Annotated in this window: 15 protein-coding genes; 13 read left to right on the plus strand and 2 right to left on the minus strand. The window is 71.2% G+C overall.

From position 1 onward, the window contains the following. Positions 1-110: 110 nt before the first annotated feature. Positions 111-1,199, minus strand: a complete 1,089-nt coding sequence (locus tag ACN28A_RS32965; protein WP_421402093.1) for a S66 peptidase family protein — start codon at positions 1,197-1,199, stop codon at positions 111-113. A gap of 276 nt (positions 1,200-1,475) precedes the next feature. Here ACN28A_RS32965 and ACN28A_RS32970 point away from each other — a divergent pair, with 276 nt between their 5' ends. Both ACN28A_RS32970 and ACN28A_RS32975 read left to right on the plus strand, forming a co-directional pair. Beyond that, on the plus strand, positions 1,476-3,638 hold the full coding sequence (locus ACN28A_RS32970; RefSeq protein ID WP_421402095.1) for a glycogen debranching N-terminal domain-containing protein: 2,163 nt from the start codon (positions 1,476-1,478) through the stop codon (positions 3,636-3,638). Between the two features lie 97 nt (positions 3,639-3,735). Beyond that, positions 3,736-4,524, plus strand: coding sequence for an SDR family NAD(P)-dependent oxidoreductase (locus ACN28A_RS32975; protein WP_421402097.1), 789 nt, complete (start codon positions 3,736-3,738; stop codon positions 4,522-4,524). 40 nt (positions 4,525-4,564) lie between these two features. On the opposite strand, the gene ACN28A_RS32980 is transcribed toward ACN28A_RS32975, so the two are convergent. Next, complete coding sequence (locus tag ACN28A_RS32980; RefSeq protein WP_421402100.1) at positions 4,565-5,044, minus strand: hypothetical protein; 480 nt, start codon at positions 5,042-5,044, stop codon at positions 4,565-4,567. A 275-nt stretch (positions 5,045-5,319) separates the two neighbouring features. On the opposite strand from ACN28A_RS32980, the gene ACN28A_RS32985 reads away from it, so the two are divergent. The 11 genes from ACN28A_RS32985 (at position 5,320) to ACN28A_RS33035 (ending at position 20,170) form a co-directional block, all read left to right on the plus strand. After that, entirely contained in the window at positions 5,320-6,987 is a 1,668-nt protein-coding gene (locus ACN28A_RS32985) for a fibronectin type III domain-containing protein (RefSeq protein WP_421402102.1), read from the plus strand. Positions 6,988-7,056: 69 nt separating this feature from the next. Continuing rightward, positions 7,057-7,800, plus strand: coding sequence for a hypothetical protein (locus ACN28A_RS32990; protein ID WP_421402104.1), 744 nt, complete (start codon positions 7,057-7,059; stop codon positions 7,798-7,800). Continuing rightward, the gene (locus ACN28A_RS32995) at positions 7,797-8,645 is read left to right on the plus strand and encodes a nickel/cobalt transporter (protein WP_421402106.1); all 849 of its coding nucleotides are present in this window, start codon (positions 7,797-7,799) and stop codon (positions 8,643-8,645) included. Before ACN28A_RS32990 ends, ACN28A_RS32995 begins: the two co-directional genes overlap by 4 nt. A gap of 350 nt (positions 8,646-8,995) precedes the next feature. Further along, positions 8,996-9,886 (plus strand): ABC transporter permease, encoded by an 891-nt coding sequence (locus tag ACN28A_RS33000; RefSeq protein WP_421402109.1) that lies wholly within the window; start codon positions 8,996-8,998, stop codon positions 9,884-9,886. Further along, a complete protein-coding gene (locus ACN28A_RS33005) occupies positions 9,883-10,779 on the plus strand; it encodes a carbohydrate ABC transporter permease (RefSeq protein ID WP_421402111.1) in 897 nt (298 codons plus the stop codon). Before ACN28A_RS33000 ends, ACN28A_RS33005 begins: the two co-directional genes overlap by 4 nt. A gap of 50 nt (positions 10,780-10,829) precedes the next feature. Beyond that, positions 10,830-12,491 carry an extracellular solute-binding protein gene (locus ACN28A_RS33010; RefSeq protein ID WP_421402112.1) on the plus strand — a complete coding sequence of 554 codons (1,662 nt, stop codon included), beginning with the start codon at positions 10,830-10,832 and terminating at the stop codon, positions 12,489-12,491. Positions 12,492-12,607: 116 nt separating this feature from the next. Further along, positions 12,608-15,805, plus strand: a complete 3,198-nt coding sequence (locus tag ACN28A_RS33015) for a glycosyl hydrolase 115 family protein (RefSeq protein WP_421402115.1) — start codon at positions 12,608-12,610, stop codon at positions 15,803-15,805. Positions 15,806-16,039: 234 nt separating this feature from the next. Beyond that, positions 16,040-17,254, plus strand: coding sequence for an ABC transporter substrate-binding protein (locus ACN28A_RS33020; RefSeq protein ID WP_421402117.1), 1,215 nt, complete (start codon positions 16,040-16,042; stop codon positions 17,252-17,254). After that, positions 17,251-18,336 carry an ABC transporter ATP-binding protein gene (locus ACN28A_RS33025; protein WP_421402119.1) on the plus strand — a complete coding sequence of 362 codons (1,086 nt, stop codon included), beginning with the start codon at positions 17,251-17,253 and terminating at the stop codon, positions 18,334-18,336. The genes ACN28A_RS33020 and ACN28A_RS33025 overlap by 4 nt, the downstream gene beginning before the upstream one ends. After that, the gene (locus tag ACN28A_RS33030; RefSeq protein ID WP_421402121.1) at positions 18,333-19,271 is read left to right on the plus strand and encodes an ABC transporter permease; all 939 of its coding nucleotides are present in this window, start codon (positions 18,333-18,335) and stop codon (positions 19,269-19,271) included. Before ACN28A_RS33025 ends, ACN28A_RS33030 begins: the two co-directional genes overlap by 4 nt. Continuing rightward, positions 19,271-20,170, plus strand: coding sequence for an ABC transporter permease (locus ACN28A_RS33035; RefSeq protein ID WP_421402124.1), 900 nt, complete (start codon positions 19,271-19,273; stop codon positions 20,168-20,170). The genes ACN28A_RS33030 and ACN28A_RS33035 overlap by 1 nt, the downstream gene beginning before the upstream one ends. Positions 20,171-20,303 lie beyond the last annotated feature (133 nt).

The following is a 20,303-nucleotide window of genomic DNA, read 5'->3' on the forward strand; positions in this document are numbered from 1 at the left end:
GGACCGGTCCCGGAGTCGAAGACCGGTCGCCGGTGGCGGCGTCCTCGGACACTCCCGCGCTCCCCGAGGACGACCGCCACCGGCCGTCGGCGGCACTCGCCGACAAAGCGTTACCGGACGCCCGGCTCCACTGTCAACGTCCCGGCCACGGCGTCGATGGTGGCGCGGGCGCCGAGCGGGACGGTGAGCTGTCCGTTGCCGTGCCCGAGGCGGAGCCCGCCCAGCACCGGTACGCCGAGGTCGGCGAGGCGGTCGGTGAGCACCTCCGCCACGCTCCACTCCCCCGGGTTGCCGACGCTGTTGGTGGCCTGTCCGATCGCCACCCCGGCAACCCGGTCCAGCACGCCGACCCGGCGCAGCTCGGTCAACATCCGGTCGTAGCTGTACGGCGCCTCGTCCACGTCCTCGAAGAACAGGATCGCACCGTCGAGGTCCGGGAAGTCCTTCGCGCCCAGCGAGGTGGAGAGCAGGGTCAGGCAGCCGCCGAGCAGCCGGCCGGTGGCCCGGCCCGGCACCAGCACCGGGGCGGCGGTCTCGGCCGGATCACGGTTGACCACCACCGGCTCGGTGGTCATCACCGCCCGGCGCAGCGCCTCGGCGGACTCCGGCCCGGTGCGGGCGTCGTTCCAGTTGACCATCGGCCCGTAGAAGCCGACCAGGCCGGCCTCCCGCCACAGCCGGCCGTGCAGGCTGGTGATGTCGCTGAACCCGACCACCACCTTCGGGTCACGTCGCAACCGGGACAGGTCGACCCGGTCCACGATCCGCTGGGTGCCGTAGCCGCCCCGGGCGGCGAAGACGGCGCGGATCCCCGGGTCGGTCAGCGCGTCGTCCAGGTCGGCCAGCCGCTGCTCGTCGGTGCCGGCGAGATAGCCGTACCGGGCGTAGACATGCTCGCCCAGTTCCACCTCCAGGCCCCAGCCGCGCAGGATCTCGATCCCCCGGGCCATCAGGGTGGGGTTCGGGGTGCCGCCCGGCGACACCACCCGGACCCGGTCACCGGGAACCAACGCCCTGGCCCGGACCGGCGTCCGGACCCGGCCCGGCACCGCCCGCGCGGCCTGCGCCGGGTCCCCGGCGGTGGCGGCCAGCACGGTACCGCCGGCGGCGACCGCGCCGGCCCGGAACATGGTCCGGCGGGACAGCACCGCACCGCCGCCCCTCGGGATACCTCCGTCGACGAACTCGGGATCTCGCATCGGCGTCCTCTCCGTCGTGACGGGCCGGCGTTCCCGGCCGGCGGCCGTCGGATGGGCCGATGCTATTGACCGTCCACAAGCGATCCGGCCCGGAAGTACGGGGACGACCGGTCGTACGGGATCGAACAGGACGTCGGGGCCGGATCCGCCCGGCCGGTACCCGGACGGACGGCCCCGGCGGGTCGGTTCCGGCGTTCGGCACCGCCGCCGACCCGGCTGTGCCTAGGCTGGCGTCGACAGCATGGCCGCGCTGGGTCGGAGGCGAAGGGGGCTGCCGTGACGAATGTTGTCCGGCGTCCCACCCCGGCCGACCCGGCCCCGCACCTGGCGAACAGCGCGGACGTCCCGAGTTCGGTGATGCGTACCCAGCCGCCGGAACTCGGCCCGGACGCGGTCGCGGTCGTCGAGGGCCGGTCGTTCATGGTGAGCAACGCCGCCGGGGACGTACCGATCGGCACCATCGGCGGCCTGGTGCACGACGACACCCGGCTGCTGAACCAGTGGGAGCTGACCCTCGGTGGGGCGCCGCTGCTGATTCTCAGCTCGGGACTTGTCGACGACGACTCGGCGGCCTTCTTCCTGACCAACTCGGACCTGCCGCAGGTGCCGACGAACAGCGTCGGGGTACGCCGGCAGCGGTTCGTCAGCGACGTGATGCGGGAGCGGATCGAGCTGGAGTGCTTCGCCAACGAGGTGCCGTCGGTGCAGCTCCGGCTGCGGGTCGGCACCGACTTCGCGGACCTGTTCGAGATCAAGCAGCGGGTACGGGACCGTTCGGCGAGCATCGTCCGCGAGCACTCGACCGACGGCTCCCGGCTCTGCTTCAGCTACCGCAACGCCGGGTTCACCGCGATCACCGAGATCCTGGTGTCGCCACCGGCCGACCGGATCGAGGAGAACGACCTGATCTGGGACCTGCGGCTGGAGCCGGGTCTGCGCTGGGAGGCCGAGCTGGCCGTGGCGCTGCCCCGTCGGCCGACCGAGCTGGCGTCCCTGCACCGCCGGTTCGGCCGGGGCTTCGACCTGGTCGGCGAGGATCCGACGCACAGCTGGCAGGCCGACTGCCCCGACCAGCAGCTCGACTCCGACCTGCTCGACCGGGTGCTACACAAGTCCAAGATGGACCTGGTGGCGCTGCGGATCGAGCAGCGCATCGGCGGCGAGACGATCGTGCTGCCGGCCGCCGGCCTGCCGTGGTTCCTCACCGTGTTCGGCCGCGACTCGCTGGTCACGGCGTACCAGTCGCTGTCGTTGGGGCCCCGGCTGGCCCGGGGCGCCCTCCGGTCGCTGGCCAACTACCAGGGCAGCCGGGTGGACGACTTCCGGGACGAGGAGCCCGGGAAGATCCTGCACGAGGTACGCAGCGGCGAGCTGACCCGGACCGGCGAGAAGCCGCACAACCCGTACTACGGCACCTCGGACGCCACCCAGCTCTGGCTGATCGTGCTCTCCGAGTACTGGCGCTGGACGCTCGACGACGACTTCGTGCGCCGGTTCCGGGACAACGTGCACGCCGCGCTGCGCTGGATCGACCACTACGGCGACCTGGACCAGGACGGCTACGTCGAGTACGCCACCCGATCGCCGCAGGGGCTCGGCAACCACTGCTGGCGGGACTCCGCCGACGGGATCGCCTGCTCCGACGGCGCCATTCCGGTACTGCCGATCGCGACCTGCGAGATCCAGGGCTACACCTACGACGCGAAACTGCGGGTCGCCGAACTCGCCGACGGCCCGCTGCGCGACCCGGAGCTGGCCGAGCGGCTGCGCGCCGACGCACACCAGCTCCGGGAGCGGTTCAACCGGGACTTCTGGCTCGACGGGCGCGGCGGGTACTACGCGGTCGGCCTGGACGGCGACAAACGCCCGATCGACTCGATGACCTCCAACATGGGGCAGCTGCTCTGGAGCGGCATCGTGCCGCCGGACCGGGCCCGGGTGATCGCCGGGCAACTTCTCTCCCCGCACATGTTCTCCGGCTGGGGCATCCGGACCACCTCCACCACCGACCGGTGCTACAACCCGATCGGCTACCACAGCGGCACGGTCTGGCCGCACGACAACTCGCTCATCGCGTACGGGCTGGCCCGGTACGGCTTCCGCGAGGAGGCGAACCGGGTCATCCTGGGAATGCTGGAGGCGGCGGACTTCTCCGCGCACCGGCTGCCGGAGGCGTTCGCCGGTTACGACCGCTCGTACGGGCGCAAGCCGGTGCCGTACCCGACCGCATGCACCCCGCAGGCCTGGGCCAGTGCCGCTCCGGCGCTGTTCCTGCGTACCCTGCTCGGGCTGGAGGCCCGGAACGGCGAGGTGCGGCTCGACCCGCACCTGCCGGCCGAGCTGGGGCGGATGAGGCTCAGCCGGTTGCAGGCCTTCGGCAAGTGCTGGGACCTGGAGGCGATCGGCGACCAGGGCCACGTACGGCTGACAACCGGATGACCGGCCCGGCCCCGGGACGGGCAGCGGCGGGGCATCCGAGGCGGGCAGATGCGGAGCGTACCTGCGGATCACCGTTGCGTGATGAGAGAGTGACCTCATGACCGGAACGAACGCCCCGGACGGCAAGGCCGGCCTGCTCGGTGACAAGGTCGCGTTCCTGATGGGCGCGGGTCGCGGCATCGGGGCGACCGCCGCCCGGCTCTTCGCCCGGGAGGGCGCCGCCGTCGTGCTGGCCGCCCGGACCGAGCCCGAACTCGCCGACGTGGTCGGAGAGATCCGCAAAGCCGGCGGGACCGCCGACTACGTGCTCGCCGACCTGACCGACGGGGCGAGCATCCAGTCGGCGGTGGAGGGCGTGATCCGACTGCACGGCCGGCTGGACGTGGCGCTCAACAACGGTGGCGTCTCGATCCCGCAGAGCCCGATGGTGAACGCGACGGAGCAGAACTTCGACCTGGTCAGCACGGTCAACTTCCGGGGGCTGTTCCTCTCGATGACCGCCGAGATCCGGGCCATCCGGGCCACCGCCGGCTCGGGGGCGATCGTCAACGTCAGTAGTGTCGGCAGCCTGCGCGGCGCACCCGGACTCGGCCCGTACGCGGCGGCGAAGCGGGCCGTGAACAGCCTCACCGAGACCGCCGCCGTCGAGTACGGCCCGGAGGGGATCCGGGTGAACGCCATCGCACCGGGCACCACGATGACCGGGATGGTCCAGCAGTGGGCCGACGACGAGCCGGCCGCCGTCGACCGGCTGAACGCGCTCACCCCGCTGCGCCGGGCCGCCGCGCCGGACGAGATCGCCGAGGCCGCCGCCTGGCTGCTCAGCGACCGCGCCTCCTTCGTCACCGGCGTCTGCCTGCCGGTCGACGGCGGCCTCCGCGCCTGAACAGCCGCCTCCGGCATGCCGGCGGGTCGTGGCGGTCCGGTCAGCGCACCGGCAGCACCGATCCGGTGAGCCGGCCGCGCGGCCGGTAGACCACGCACATCACGGTGCGGTCGCCGTCCGCCCAGGTCTGCCGGGTCGGCAGCACCGGATAGAAGTCGAGGGTCCCGCCGGCCCGGTCCGGCCAGCGCCGGTCGAAGTACCCCCGACAGCCCTGCCAGGCGAACTCCGCCAGCCGGGTCCGGTCCCACGGCCCGTCGGTCGCGCGCAGGAAGCCGTACGACTGGTTGTCGGCGCCGGACTCGCACGGCTCGTACCGGACGACCACCTCGGCGGCCCGGCGGGAGTACGCCGGGTCGGAGAAGCACTCGCCGCCCTCGATGCCGAGCAGGCCGGCGGTCTGGGCGGTGACGAAACCGTCCCCCTTGGCGACCGGGGGCGGGACGGTCGGCTCGATCGCGGCGAGTGCCGCCAGGGTGCCGACGGTGGCGACCACCGCCCAGCGGCGGGACGGCAGTTTCATCGCACTCCGTACGGGTCAGCGGCTTCGACTGGTCGGATGGTAGGTGGGGCACGGTGAACTGGTGGTTCCCGGCGGGTGGCCGGACGGTCTCCGCCGGATGAAGCCCGACAGCGGCCGAGACCTGTTGATCATGAGTTCATCCGCTGGTCAGGCCCGTTCACCCGACGGCCAGTCGACGGCCGACCGCCGGTCGTCCGGCTCTGGGTGAATGCGCTTGGCCACCGGCTGCGCACCCGGCGGCAGTCCGCACGTTCACCCGAAAGGTGATTCCTGTAGTGAGTGACGTAAAGAGACCCTGGATTCCCGGCTCCCGGCGGGCCAGGCTCACCGCGATCGGCGCCGCCGCCATGCTCGTCGGCGGTTTCGCCGTCAGCCCGGTGGCGTTCGGTGACGCCGCACCGGGCAAGCACCCGGCGGCCGAGATCCACCGGCCGTCCCCGATGCCGGACCGCATCATCCTCACCCCGACCACCACCCCGGCCACCTCACAGCGGGTGACCTGGCGGGCCGAGGCCACCGGCGAGTGGGCCCAGGCCGAGATCCTGGAGGCGCCCGCCGCGCTCGGCTCTGTGGTGCCCGCCGCCGGCACCGTCTCGGTGGTCAGGGCGATGTCGACGAAGTCGGTGAACACCTCCCTCGGGTACGCCTCGACCTACCACACCGTCGAGTTCGCCGGCCTGAAGCCGGGCACCCGGTACACGTACCGGGTCGGCGACGGCACCAACTGGAGCGCCTGGACCGACTTCACCACCGCCACCTCCGACGCGCGGCCGTTCTCGTTCATCTACTACGGCGACGCGCAGAACTATCTCGACTCGGCGCTGCCCCGGGTGTTCCGGCAGGCGTTCGCGGACCGCCCGCAGGCCAGGCTGATCGTCAACGCCGGTGACCTCATCGACTCCGCCAACAGCGAGGAGCAGTGGGGGCAGTGGTACCAGGCCGGCGGCTTCGTCGACAGCCAGATCAACAACATCTCGATCCCCGGTAACCACGAGTACAGCGGTGGCGTGCTGTCGCAGTTCTGGACACCGCAGTTCCCGTACCCGGACAACGGGCCGGCGGGCTGGCCGGCGGAGCTGGCGAAGACCGCGTACACCGTCGACTACCAGGGTGTCCGGTTCATCGGGCTGAACACCAACGTGCAGGGCATCCCGGACGTGATGGCGGCACAGACCGCCTGGTTGGAGGGGCTGCTCAGGGACAACCCGAACAAGTGGACGGTGGTCACCTTCCACCACCCGGTCTACTCCACGGCGGAGGGTCGCGACAACCCGGTGGTCCGGGCCCAGTGGGGGCCGCTGTTCGAGAAGTACGGCGTCGACCTGGTGCTCCAGGGCCACGACCACACCTACGGCCGGGGCAGCGTCAGCGCGTCGCGCCGGTCGGTGACGGTGCACGACAGCACCGTGTACGCGGTCTCGGTCTCCGGCGGCAAGATGTACGACGTCGACGGCTCGGTCTGGACCGACAACGCCGCCGACATCATGAGCCGGGCCGAGGACAAGCAGCTCTACCAGCTCGTCGACGTCACCTCCGACAGCATCCGCTACGAGGCCCGGTACGCCAACGGCCAGCACCACGACGGCGTCGTGATCCGGAAGAACGCGGCCGGCGAGCGCACCGTGAACGAGCTGCGTACTCCGGAGAACACCGTCGGCGAGCAGGTCAAGGTGAACAGGACCGTCGTCGAGGCGAAGGGCAGGGTCCGGGTCGACGCCTACGGCTACGACCCGGGCGAGGAGGTCACCGTCTACCTGCGCGACTCGAAGGACGGCGCGGGCAGGAAGGGTGTCTTCATCGGCTACCGGAAGGCCGACGAGCTGGGCCGGCTCGGGTACAGCTTCGCGCTGCCGCCGTCGGCCAGGAAGAACACCACCCACGTGGTCTACCTGGAGAGCGAGAACCAGCAGATCACCTCTCCGGTCATCACGGTGACCAGGTAGTTCCGCCCGTCGGCCCGGACCGTCGCCGTCGGTGGCGGTCCGGGCCCGGTCCGTATCCCAGGAGAACTCTTGATCGCCCGCACTCCGTCGCCGGCCGACCGGCCCACCCGGCTGGCGGTGCCCGCCGAATCCGCCGCCCTGGCCGCCCTGGCCGCATTGGCCGCATTGGCCGTGCTGGCCGTCCCGGCGGCGCCGGCCGCCGCACACCCGTTCGGCCCACCCTCCACCGCGCGGATAAGCGTGCACGGCTCCCGGGTCGAACTCGCCTGGGTCGCCGCCGAGGACGACTGGGTGGCGCTCGGCCAGTCCCTCGGCGCCTTCGAGGACCCGGCACCCGGCGCCGTCGCCACCGACCTGACCGGGGAGCAGAAGCTCCAGCGTTCCCCCCGGGTGCACGACTACCTGCTGGAACGGATCTCGGTGCGGCAGGACGGCACGCGGTGCCGGGGTCGGCTCGACACCCTGGACCGGCTGCTCGACGAGGGCGCCCGGCTGCGCTTCGACTGCCCGGCCGAGGTGGTCGACCTCGACGTCACCGTCGCGGCCCTCACCGACCTGGACGAGGCGTACCGGACGATGCTGACCAGCCGCACCCCGGCCGCCCCGGAGCGGGCGCTCTTCACCGCCGCCGAGCAGACCCACCGGGTACGTTTCACCCCCGGCTCGGGCGGCCCGCCACGCGGCACAGTTGGCGCCCTGGCCGGCGTCGGCATCGCCCTGCTGGTCGGAGCGGCGGCCCTGGTCACGGTACGGCTGCGCCGGTCCGGCCGCATCCGCCCGGCGCGACCCGACGGCACCCGGAGCCGGTCGTGACCGGGTTCGAGAGCCGGCTGGTCGCGCTCTTCGACGGCCGGGGAGTCTTCTGGCTCGCCCTGCTGGTGGCGCTCGGGGTCGGAGCCGCGCACGCGGTCGCTCCCGGGCACGGCAAGAGCGTGACGGCGGCGTACCTGGTCGGCACCCGGGGACGCTACCGGGACGCCGTCCGGCTCGGTGTGATCGTCGCGGCGATGCACACCTGCTCGGTACTGGTGCTGGCGCTCGCCTGGGTCGGCCTCAGCGGCGCCGCGAGCCTCGGCACGAAGACGCTGACGGCCTGGATGCAGGTGCTGGCGGGGCTGTTGGTGATCGGCGTCGGTGCACACCTGTGCTGGCGTCACCTGACCGGCCGCGCCGCCCACCATCACGACCACAGCCACGGGCACGACCACGGCCGGGTACTCGTCGGTCACGGGCATGAGCACGGCCATGCGCACGGGCACGGGCATGGGCACAGGCATGGCCATGCGCACGGGCACGGCCATGCGCACGGCGTACCGGCGCCGACCGATCCGTGGTCGCGGCGAGGGTTGACAGTGCTGGCTCTTTCCGGTGGCCTGCTGCCCTCGCCGTCGGCGTTCCTGGTGCTGGTCAGCGGCCTGTTGACCGGGCGGGCCCTGGACGCGCTGGTCCTGGTGCTCGCCTTCGGCGTCGGGATGGCCAGCACACTGACCGGGGTCGGCGTGCTCACCATCCGCGGCTTCGCCCTGCTGACCGGCACGGCCCGGCGCTGGCCGGTGGCGGCCACCGCGACCGCCTGGCTGCCGGCGGTGGCCGGGATCGCGGTCAGCCTCGGCGGCTGCCTCTACCTGCTCGCCGCGATCTCGGTGCTGACCCGCTGAGTGGAATCGTCCGATAGCGACGACCCACCCGCGCTGCCGTCACTTCGCGGCGCCGTGAGACAGGGCATCTGCCGGCCGCTGGCGGGCACATACCCCTGAGCCGTGATACCACGGTGTCGTCGTGATGACACCGTGGTATCACGGTCGAGCGACATGTCCCTGCCGGTCGGGAACGGTCGGCGGTTGTCCGGCAGGCTCGGCATTGATCAACTTCTTGACGGCCACCGGGGCCGACCCTAGGTTTACCGGGATATCACAGCCGACTTCCGCCACTGTCGCGATCCATCGTGTCCACGCGTCGAATCCGGCGGAACTGAATGGGGTGGGCCGGCTTGTCATGGTGGGACCGCGTGCGGCGGGACCGGATCCTGCTGCTCGCCGCGCTACCCGGCGTCGCGCTCCTGCTGACGTTCCACTATCTGCCGTGGCTCGGCAACGTCATCGCGTTCAAGGACTACCAGCCGTACGTCGGGATTCTCGACAGCCCGTGGACCGGCCTGGCCAACTTCCGGATCATCGTCAACGGTGACCCGGCGTTCCTCAACGCGCTGACGAACACGCTGATCATCACCCTGCTCCAGGTGCTTGTCGTCTTCCCCGCCCCGATCGCCCTGGCCCTGCTGCTGGACAGCCTGATGTCCGAGCGGCTCAAGCGGACCGTGCAGAGCATCCTCTACCTGCCGCACTTCCTCTCCTGGGTGATCGTGGTCGCGATCTTCATGCAGCTGCTCGGCGACGGCGGCCTGCTCAACAACTTCCTCCGGGACCACGACCTCGGCACGGTGAGCATCGTCAGCAACCCGGACGCCTTCTTCGCCCTGGTCACCGGCCAGGTGCTCTGGAAGGACGCCGGCTGGGCGACGATCCTCTTCCTGGCCGCGCTCGCCCGGATCGACGGCACACTCTACGAGGCGTCCGCGGTGGACGGTGCCACCCGCTGGCGGCAGCTGTGGCACATCACCCTGCCCGGGTTGCGCGGCCTGATCGTGCTGCTGCTGATCCTCCGGCTCGGCGACGCGCTCACCGTCGGCTTCGAGCAGATCGTGCTCCAGCAGCCGGCGGTCGGGGCGGACGCCAGCGAGGTGCTCGACACGTACGTCTACAACAACGGAATCCTCGCCGGTGACTGGGGGGTCAGCGCGGCCGTCGGGCTGGTCAAGGGGTTGGTCGGGCTGCTCCTGGTGCTCGGTGCCAACCGGCTGGCCCACCGCTTCGGAGAGCAGGGGGTCTACCAGCGATGAGCAGGCGGGTCACCATCGCGGGCGTCGCCGCCCCGTCGAGACCGGTACGCGCGCTCAAGGGCGTGGTCCTGGCGCTCTGCTGCGCCGCGGTGGTCGTACCGTTCCTCGGGATCGTCTCGACGAGTCTCGCCACGCACGCCCAGATCACCCGGGACGGCGGCTTCGTGCTGGTGCCGGACGAGGTCAGTTTCGCCGCGTACACCGCGATCCTCTCCGGTGGTGTGGTGACCCGGGCGACAGTGGTCAGCATCTTCGTGACCGTCGCCGGTACGGCGTTGAGCATGGCCACCACGATCCTGCTGGCGTACGGGCTCAGCCGTCCCCGGTCGGTGGCGCACCGGCCGCTGCTGATGGTGGTGCTGTTGGCCCTGCTCTTCGCCCCGGGGATCATCCCGAGTTACCTGGTGGTGAAGAGTCTCGGCCTGCTGGACAGCTACTGGGCGCTGATCCTGCCGGTCGCGGTCAACGCGTTCAACGTGATCATCCTGCGGGCGTTCTTCATGGAGCTGCCCCGGGAGGTGGTCGACAGTGCCCGGATCGACGGTGCCGGTGACGCCGCCATCCTGTTCCGGATCGTCCTGCCGCTGAGCAAGGCCGTGCTCGCGGTCATCGGGCTGTTCTACGCGGTGGCGTACTGGAACGCGTTCTTCAGCGCCCTGCTCTATCTGAACGACACCGCGAAGTGGCCGTTGCAGCTCGTGCTCCGCACCCACGTCGTCAACCAGACCCAGCTCGGCGTCGACCAGCTCGGCTCGGCCGGCGCGGCACTGCCGCCCCAGGAGGCGATCCAGATGGCCATCCTGGTGCTCTCCATCGTCCCTGTCCTCGTCGTCTACCCCTTCGTGCAGCGGCACTTCACCAAGGGCGTACTGGTCGGCGCGGTCAAGGGCTGAAACCGCTCCTCCTCCCCCGATTCCCCCGGCAGAATGCCAAGGAGCACATGATGACCAGTCATCCGGCGATCGGCCGCCGACAGTTCCTCACCGGTGCGCTCGGCACCGCCGCCATGATCGCCACCCCGGGGCTGCTCGCCGGCTGCGGCGACGGCGACACCACCGGCAACGGTGACCAGAACCGGGCCAGCGGCTCGGCCCCGTTGCCGAGCTACCTGCCGTACACCGGGGTGACCCCGGACCTGAAGGGCAACCGGCAGGGTCTGCTGGACGCCTTCCTGAAATATCCGGACCCGCCGGTGCGGGCCACCGACGGACCGCCCGGCGACGGCGGCGAACTCTCCGCCTTCGTGCTGACCAACTCGCCGGTCCCGCCCGCCGTCGGGCAGAACCCGTTCTGGCAGGAGATGAACCGGCGGCTCGGCGTCGACCTGCGGCTGACGATCGTCCCCAACCCCGACATGCCGACCAAGTTCGCCACCCTGGTGGCCGGGGACGACCTGCCGGACATCATCGTGCCGGCGCTGTTCACCCCGAACGGCCTGCCGGCGGGTACGGCGAACCTGCCGGCCTGGCTCGCCGCGAAGTGCCAGGACCTCACCCCGTACCTCGGCGGCGACGCGGTGCTGGACTACCCGTTCCTGGCGAACCTGCCCGCCGAAGCCTGGCGGGACTGCCGCTACAACGGCGGCATCTACGGCCTGCCGGTGCCCCGGGGCATCGGCGGCACCATGATGATGCGCCGGGACGACCTGTTCAAGAAGCTCGACGTCAAGCTCCAGCCGGGCAGCTACGCCGAGTTCCGGGACGTCTGCCGGGAGGTCACCGACGCCGGGGCGAACCGCTGGGCACTGGCACAGGCACCGCTGGATTTCGTCCGGCAGATGCTCGGCAACCCGTGGCGGTGGCGGCTGGAGGGCGGTCGGCTGGTCAGCGCGTACGAGAGCGACGAGTTCGGCCAGGCGCTCGCCGACACCGCCCGGTTGGTCAAGGACGGAGTGGTGCATCCGGACAGTTTCAGCAACAACGCCCCGACGAAGAAGTGGTTCAACGCGGGCAGCGCGTTGATGATCACCGACCGGTACACCGCCTGGCCGCAGTTCTTCGCCGAGAACATCGCCGGGCCGGACTTCGAGATCGGCGGGATGCGCCCGCCCCGGCACGGCGGAGGCGGGTTCGCGGCCACCTGGCAGGCCCAGGCGACGAACAACTTCACCGCTTTCAAGAAGGCCGACGAGGACCGGATCCGCGCGCTGTTGAAGGTCTGCAACTGGCTGGCCGCGCCGTTCGGCACCGAGGAGTGGCTGCTGCGCCGGTACGGCGTCGCCGGGGTGCACTACCGGATGACCGACGGCGGGCCGGAGCTGACCCAGGCCGGGGTCAGCCAGACCGTACTCGGGATCCGCTACATCGTGGACGCCCCTGACGTGATCTTCGTCCCGGGTGAGCCGGAGGCGACCCGCAAGTCCTACGAGTACCAGAAGTCGATCATCCCGACCGCGGTGAAGGACCCCACGCTCGGGCTCTTCTCCGACACCTGGTCCCGGCGCTCCGGGCAGCTCGGCACGATCGTCAACGACGCCCAGATGGACATCCTCAGCGGACGCAAGCCGGTGTCGGCCTGGGACGAGGTCGTGAAGCGGTGGCGCAGCACCGGCGGCGACAAGGTGCGCGGCGAGTTCGAGGAGGCGATCGCCAACAGCAGCGACTGACGGCCGGTGCTGCGACCATACATCGATACCTGTTAGATTCCCCCTTCCGGAACAGTCCCGAAATGTTCCGCAGGCACAGGTCCGGTCACGCCCGTCCGCACGGTCCGGAGAGTGGAATGAGCAGGTCCTCCAGCACCCCCGCCAAACCACCGGCACTCCTCCCCCGTCGACCCGTCAGCCCGGTGGCCTGGCGGCTGCTGTTGTCGCTGACCCTGGCCGTCACGGCCGCACCCGCCGTCGCGGCCTCCTCCGCCGCCGCGTCCGGCGGGCACGGCGGCGAGGCGCGGCACGGCACCGACGCCCGACACGGCACCGATCGGCGGCCCGCGCCCGGGACCTTCGTCGCCACCCGGTCGAGGCCGGGCAGCCTGCCGCTGGTCGAGCGGGGCCGGGCCGCCACCCTGGTGGTGAGCACCAGCGACCATCCCGGCGTGGTCCGGGCGGTCGGCGACCTGCGCACCGACGTCGAGCGGGTCACCGGGGTACGCCCGGCGCCCGTCACCGACGAGGCGCCGAGCCGGGGCGAGGTGGTGCTGGTCGGCACCATCGGGAAGAGCCCGTTGATCGACCGGCTGGTCGCCACCGGCCGGCTCGACGTGCGCGGCGTCGCCGGCCGGTGGGAGACGTCGCTCCAGCAGATCGTCACCGACCCGCTGCCCGGGGTACGCCGGGCCCTCGTGATCGCCGGCAGCGACCAGCGCGGCACGATCTACGGGACGTACGAGGTGTCGAAGCAGATCGGCGTGTCCCCCTGGTACTGGTGGGACGACGTGCCGCCCCGGCGCACCGACGAGTTGCACGTACTGCCCGGCCGGCACGGCCAGGGCACCCCGGCGGTGAAGTACCGGGGCTTCTTCATCAACGACGAGAACCCGGCGCTCGGCACCTGGGCACCGAACTTCTTCGGCCCCGGCCTGGCCCCCGGCTATCCGGGCGGGTTCAACCGGCACTTCTACGCCAAGGTCTTCGAGACCATGCTCAGGCTGAAGGCCAACTACCTCTGGCCGGCGGTCTGGGGCCGGGCCTTCGCGGAGGACGACCCGGCCAACCACGCCACCGCCAAGGAGTACGGCGTGGTGATGGGTACCTCGCACGAGGCGCCGATGATGCGCGGCATCGAGGAGTGGAACCGGCACGCCGCAGGCGGCACCGACCCGTACGGCGGGACCGGCGAGTGGAGCTTCCGGCGCAACAGCACGGCGCTGAAGGAGTACTGGCGGGACGGCGTCGAGCGGATGGCGGAGCAGGACTTCGAGGGCGTGGTGACGCTCGGCATGCGCGGCAACGGCGACGTGAGCCTGCCCGACGGCGACGGAATCGACCTGATGGAGAGCATCATCGCCAGCCAGCGGCAGATCCTCGCCGAGTCCGGCGGCCGGGAGCTGACCGAGATCCCGCAGGTCTTCACGCTCTACAAGGAGGTCCAGCGCTACTGGGACCGGGGCATGCGTCCACCCGACGACGTCACGGTGGTCTTCTGCGACGACAACTGGGGCAACATGCGCAAGCTGCCCGACCGGAGCCTGCCGGCCCGCGCGGGCGGCTACGGCATGTACTACCACTTCGACTACGTCGGCGGCGGCCGGAACTACAAGTGGGTCGACACCATCAACCTGGCCAGCACCTGGGAGCAGTTGCACCTGAGCTACCGCTACGGGGTGGACCGGCTCTGGGTGGTGAACGTCGGCGACATGAAGAACGAGGAGCTGCCGTTGCAGTTCTTCCTCGACTACGCCTGGAACCCGGACGCCCTGCCGATCGAGAAGCTCGACGACTGGCAGCGCGGGTACGCGGCACAGAACTTCCCGGACCGGTACGCCGACGAGATCGGCGAGATCCTGCACGAGTACGGCCGGCTCCAGGCGCGGCGCAAGCCGGAGCTGCTGAACCGGCGGATCACCCTGGACCCGGCGAAGGACCCGGCGACCGACTCCTCGGCGGTGGTCTACACCGACGACAATCCGTACAGCCTGACCGCCTACCAGGAGATGCGCCGGGTGGTGGCGGAGTGGGCGGAGCTTCACGCCCGGGCGCAGCGGGTCCGCGAGCGGCTGCCGGACGGCTACGACGACGCCTACTACCAGCTCGTGCACTACCAGGTGGCGGCGACGGCGAACCTCTACGCGCTGCGCGAGGCGCAGTTCACCAACCTGTTGTACGCCGCGCAGGGCCGGGCCGCCACCAACGCGATGGCCGACCTCGCGCAGCGCCACTTCGACACCGACCAGGCGATGTCCGACTACTACAACAACACGCTGGCCGGCGGGAAGTGGCGGGGCTTCCAGACCCAACCCAAGATCGGGTACGGCGACGTCGCGCGCTACGGCCCGAACGCGCCCTGGCAGCAGCCCGAGTTGAACCACCAGGCCCTGCCGGACGCCTTCTATCCGCACCTGCGCCGGATCGAGCTGCCGGCCACCGCCGAGCTGGGTGTCGCGGTCGACGGTTCGGACCGGTACTGGCCGGCCGGGCCGGGGCCGGCGGTGTTGCCGACGTTCAGCCCGTACCAGAGCCAACCGGGACAGTACGTCGAGGTCTTCAACCGGGGTTCGGTGCCGTTCGACTACACGGTCCGGGCGGCGGCGCCGTGGCTGAAGCTAAGCCGGTCCGGCGGCCGGGTCACCGACCAGGTCCGGATCGAGGTCCGGGTCGACTGGCGGCACGCGCCGGCCGGCCGCAGCACGGTGCCGATCACCGTCACCGGCCCGGACGGCGCCACGGTCGAGGTCGAGGCGGTGGTGGACAATCCGCGGGGCCCGCGTCCGAGGGGGCATGTCGAGGCGAACGGGTACGTCTCGATCCCGGCCGAACAGCACAGCCGGGCCGTGCACACCGGCGGGGTGTACTGGAAGCGGATCCCGGACCTGGGCCGGACCGGTGACGGACTGACCCCGTTCCCCGTCACCGCCGCCAGCCGGACGCCGGGCGGAGACGGCCCGCGCCTGGAGTACGAGCTGACGTTGACCTCCCCCGGCCCGGTGAAGGTCTCGGCGTACCTGTCGCCGCGCAACAACGTGCTGCCGACCGAGGGGCTGCGCTACGCGGTCTCGATCGACGGTGCCGCGCCGCAGGTCGTCAACGTCACGGCCGCCACCGGGGCGAACGACACCTCGATGAACCGGCAGTGGGAGCGGAACACCTCGCAGAACGTCAACGTCACGACGACCACGCACGCCGTCGACGCGCCGGGCGTACACACCCTGAAGTTCTGGATGGTCGATCCGACCGTCGTGTTGCAGCAGCTCGTGGTGGAGACCGCCGAGCAGCCGTACAGCTATCTCGGTCCGCCGGCCAGCCGGCGGACCGGGCACTGAGCGGCGGGTCCGGGCACACCCGCCGCACCGGTGGTCCGCCCCGGCCCGCAAGGGGTCGGGGCGGACCACCGGACACTCGCTGAATCTATTCAATCCTGATCGCCTCGACGCCGGGGCCAGGCCTCCGCCTGCGGCCACGACGGGCTACGGCGAGCCGTTGAAAAGGTTCATCAGACGCCCTCGGATATCGCCGGCCGCGGCATAAGATCACCGAAGCGAGAGAGAGGAATGCCCATGCGTCGAAGCCAACGCCGACCGTTCGCCGCCACGGCCCTGACCGCGCTGAGCCTGGTCGCCGCCGGCTGCGGTGCGCCGGAGAGCGCCGCACCGGGACCGACCGGCGGCGCGGTGCCGGACAAGCCCGGCTCGCCTGTCGTACTGAACATCCTCGACGTCGCCGGCAACCTGCAACTCACCCAGTCGATGATCGACGACTTCGTCGGGAAGAACTCCGACACCGTGTCGAAGGTGACGTACTCCAAGTCGCCCGCGCCGGAACTGGTCGGCAAGGTCAAGGCCCAGCAACAGGCGAACCGAGTCGAGATCGACCTGGTGCTGACCGGGGTGGACGGGCTCGCCGCCGGTATCGACCAGGACCTCTGGACTCCGCTGCTGCCCGCGCACGCCGACCGGCTGCCGGGAATGGCGAACTACCTGCCGGGTGCGGCGGCGATGCAGAAGCTGGCCGGCGACCACGGCGTGACAGTCACCTACTACCCCTCCGGCCCGCTTATCGAATACCTGCCGTCGAAGGTGCCGAACCCGCCGACCACGGCACAGGGGCTGCTCGACTACGCCAAGGCCAACCCCGGCGCGGTGCAGTACGCCCGGCCGTCCAACTCCGGACCGGGCCGCACCTTCCTGATGGGACTGCCGTACCTGCTCGGCGACTCGAACCCGAAGGACCCGGTCAACGGCTGGACCAAGACCTGGGCCTACCTCGCCGAGCTGAACAGGTACGTCCGGCTCTACCCGTCCGGCACCGGAGAGACGATGAAGAACCTGGCGAACGGGTCGGCGAAGATCATCGTCTCGACGACGGGCTGGGACATCAACCCGCGGGTGCTCGGCACCGTGCCGGAGGAAGCGAAGATCGGCACCCTGGAGGGCTTCCACTGGGTCACCGACGCGCACTACGCGGTGGTGCCGAAGGGCGTCTCCACGGACAAGCAGGCCGCGATCCTGGCCCTGTTGCAGCACATGCTGACCCCGGAGCAGCAGGCGAAGGCGTACGACCAGGGCTACTTCTACCCGGGGCCGGCGATCAGGGACGTACCGCTGTCGATGGCGCCGCAGGCCAGCCGGGAGGCGATCGAGCGGTACGGCCGACCGGAGTACGAGCAGCTGATCGCCGGCAACCCGCTGGAGGTGCCGCTGGACGCCAAGGCGCTGGTCGAGGCGTTCAGCCGGTGGGACCGCGAAATCGGCGGCGCCAAGGTTGCCAGATGAGCTTCGCGGAGTTGCGGTTGGACGGGGTGGGCCGGAGCTTCGCCGGGCACGACGCGCTTGCCGACCTGCACCTGACGGTCCGGCGGGGCGAGTTCATCGCCCTGCTCGGGCCGTCCGGCTGCGGCAAGTCCACCGCACTGAACTGCCTCGCCGGCCTGCTCCCGCTGACCCGGGGCAGCATCTGGTCCGACGACACCCGGCTCGACACGGTGCCGGCCGAACGGCGCGGCTTCGGGATGGTCTTCCAGAACTACGCCCTCTTCCCCCACATGTCGGTACGCCGCAACGTCGCGTTCGGCCTGCAGATGCGCCGGCTGCCCCGGGCCGAGGTCCGGCGCCGCACCGAGGAGGCGATCCGGCTGGTCCGGCTGGAGGAGCACGCCGGCAAGCTGCCCGGACAGCTCTCCGGCGGCCAGCAGCAGCGGGTCGCCATCGCCCGGGCGGTGGTGCTGGAGCCCGCGCTGGTGCTGATGGACGAGCCGCTGTCCAACCTGGATGCCAAGCTGCGGCTGGAGATGCGTACCGAGATCCGGCGGCTGCACCAGTCGCTCGGGCTGACCACGGTCTACGTCACGCACGACCAGGAGGAGGCGCTCTCCCTGGCCGACCGGCTGGTCGTGCTGCGCGAGGGGCGGGTCCAGCAGGTCGGCACCCCGGAGGAGCTGCACACCAGGCCGGCGAACTGGCACGTCGCCGACTTCATGGGCTACCGCAACCTGCTGCGGCTGCGGGCCGGGCCGGGCGGTGGAGCCGAGGTGGGCGGTGGGGCCGAGGTGGTGGTGACCGGCCAGGGCATGCGGCTGGTCGGCACCCCGGTCGGTCGGGTGGCCGACGGTGCCGAGGTGGTCGCCGGGGTGCGTCCGGAGGACCTGCGGATCACCGGGCCGGACGAGGGGGTGCCGGCCACCGTGGAGGTGGTCGAGTACCAGGGCCGGGAGGTGGCGGTCGAGGCACGTACCGCCGAGGGGGTGCAGTTCAACCTGCGTACCGACCGGCGTCCCGGGTTGGGCGACCGGATCGGGATCGGGGTGGACCCGGCCCGGCTGCTGGTCTTTCCGCTCACCGACGGAGGCTCCCGGTGAGCGGCACCGCCAGCCCGCCCCGGCCCGGCGGGCGGCCGGCCGGGTCGCGGTCGTCCGGCCGGGTGGCGTTGCGGCACCGGCTGGCCGAGCGTGGCATCGACCGGCAACTCCTGCTGCTCGTCCCGGCCGCGCTCTTCATCCTGGTGCTGTTCATCTATCCCTTCGGGTACGGGGTGGGATTGTCGTTCCAGCCGACCGAGGGCGGGCCGTTCGGGGCGTACCAGGAGTTCTTCTCCGACCCGTACCAGCGGGACACCATCTGGACGACGTTGCGGCTGTCGCTGCCGGCGGCGCTGCTCAACGTCGCCGCGTCGGTGCCGATCGCCTACCGGATGCGCGGCCGATTCCGGGGAAAACGGCTGCTCACCACGGTACTGGTGGTGCCGATCACCCTCGGCACGGTGCTCACCGCGCAGGGGCTGCTCAACTTCCTCGGCCCGACCGGATGGTTCAACCGGATCCTGCTCGACGTGGGGCTGACCGACGAACCGGTCCGGCTCACCAACAACTACTGGGGCGTCTTCTTCTCCCTGGTCATCACCGGCTTCCCGTTCGCCTTCCTGCTGGTGCTGTCGTACCTGTCCGGGATCGACCCGTCGCTGGAGCGGGCCGCCGCCACCCTCGGGGCCGGCTGGTGGCAGCGGTTCCGCCGGATCACCCTGCCGCTGCTGGCGCCCGGCCTGGCCACCACGTTCTGCCTCACCTTCGTGCTGGCGTTCAGCGTCTTTCCGTCGGCGGTGCTTGTCGGCGACCCGGCCGGCACCACGAGGGTGATCTCGATCGCCGCCTACGACGCGGCGTACGTCCGGTACGACTACCCGATGGCCGCCACCATCGCGGTGCTGATGGGGCTGGTCGAGCTGCTGGTCATCGCGGCTGTGCTCGGCTGGCGGGCGCTGCTCTACACCGGGTCGACGGCGGGAGGGAAGGGCTGATGGCCGCTGCCGGAACCGCCCCGAGCCCGAGTCCGACGACCGGCCCCGGCCCGAACCCGGTGCGGCGTCGACGACGTCTGGTCGCCCGGCCGGCGGCCTGGCTGGTCTGGGGCGTGGTGGCGTTCTTCTTCGTCAACCTCGCCGGCGTGATCGGCTCGGTGCTGGTCAGCTCGTTCGGCGAGCGGTGGTACGACACCTGGCTGCCGCAGGGCTACACCACCGGGTGGTACGGCCAGGCATGGCGGGAGTTCGGGCTGTTCCAGGTGCTGCTGGTGACCCTGGAGGTGTCGCTGCTGGTGGTCGGCATCTCGGTGCTGCTCGGGGTGCCCGCCGCATACGTGCTGGCCCGCCGCTCCTTCCCTGGCCGGCGGCTGCTCTACCTGCTGTTCCTGCTGCCGATCCTGATGCCGCCGATCACCTACGGCATCCCGCTGGCGACGGTGCTCTACAAGTACGGCTTCGCCGGGCACCTCTCCGGGGTGGTATTGGCCAACCTGGTGCCGTCGGTGCCGTTCGTGATCCTCACCATGACCCCGTTCATCGAACAGATCGACCCGGCGGTGGAGCGGGCGGCCCGGATGTGCGGGGCGGGCACCCGGCAGATCTTCGTCCGGATCCTCGCCCCGCTGCTCACCCCGGGCATCCTGGCCGCCTCGATCCTGGTACTGGTCCGCACGGTCGGGATGTTCGAGCTGACCTTCCTCACCGCCGGGCCGGACTCCCAGACCCTGGTGGTGGCGCTGTACTACTCGATGTCGGCGGCCGGCATCCGGGCACAGCAGTCGATCGACGCGATGGCGGTGATGTACACCGCGATGATGCTGGTGCTGTTGGTCGTCGCGCTGCGGTTCGTCAACCCGACCCAGCTGGTCGCCCGGGTCCGGGAGGAGGTCGACTGACGGCGTACCCCCGGCCCGGCTGCTCTGCGCGCGTGGCGAGGCCACAAGACGGAGCCGGACGACGGGCCGCAGCGGCGGGTCGCCGTCGTCCGGCTCCGTCGGTCGGCTCACGCTGGGCGCGAGGGGGTTCGCG

The organism is Plantactinospora sp. WMMB782 (assembly GCF_049179135.1).
Taxonomy (GTDB): Bacteria; Actinomycetota; Actinomycetes; order Mycobacteriales; family Micromonosporaceae; genus Plantactinospora.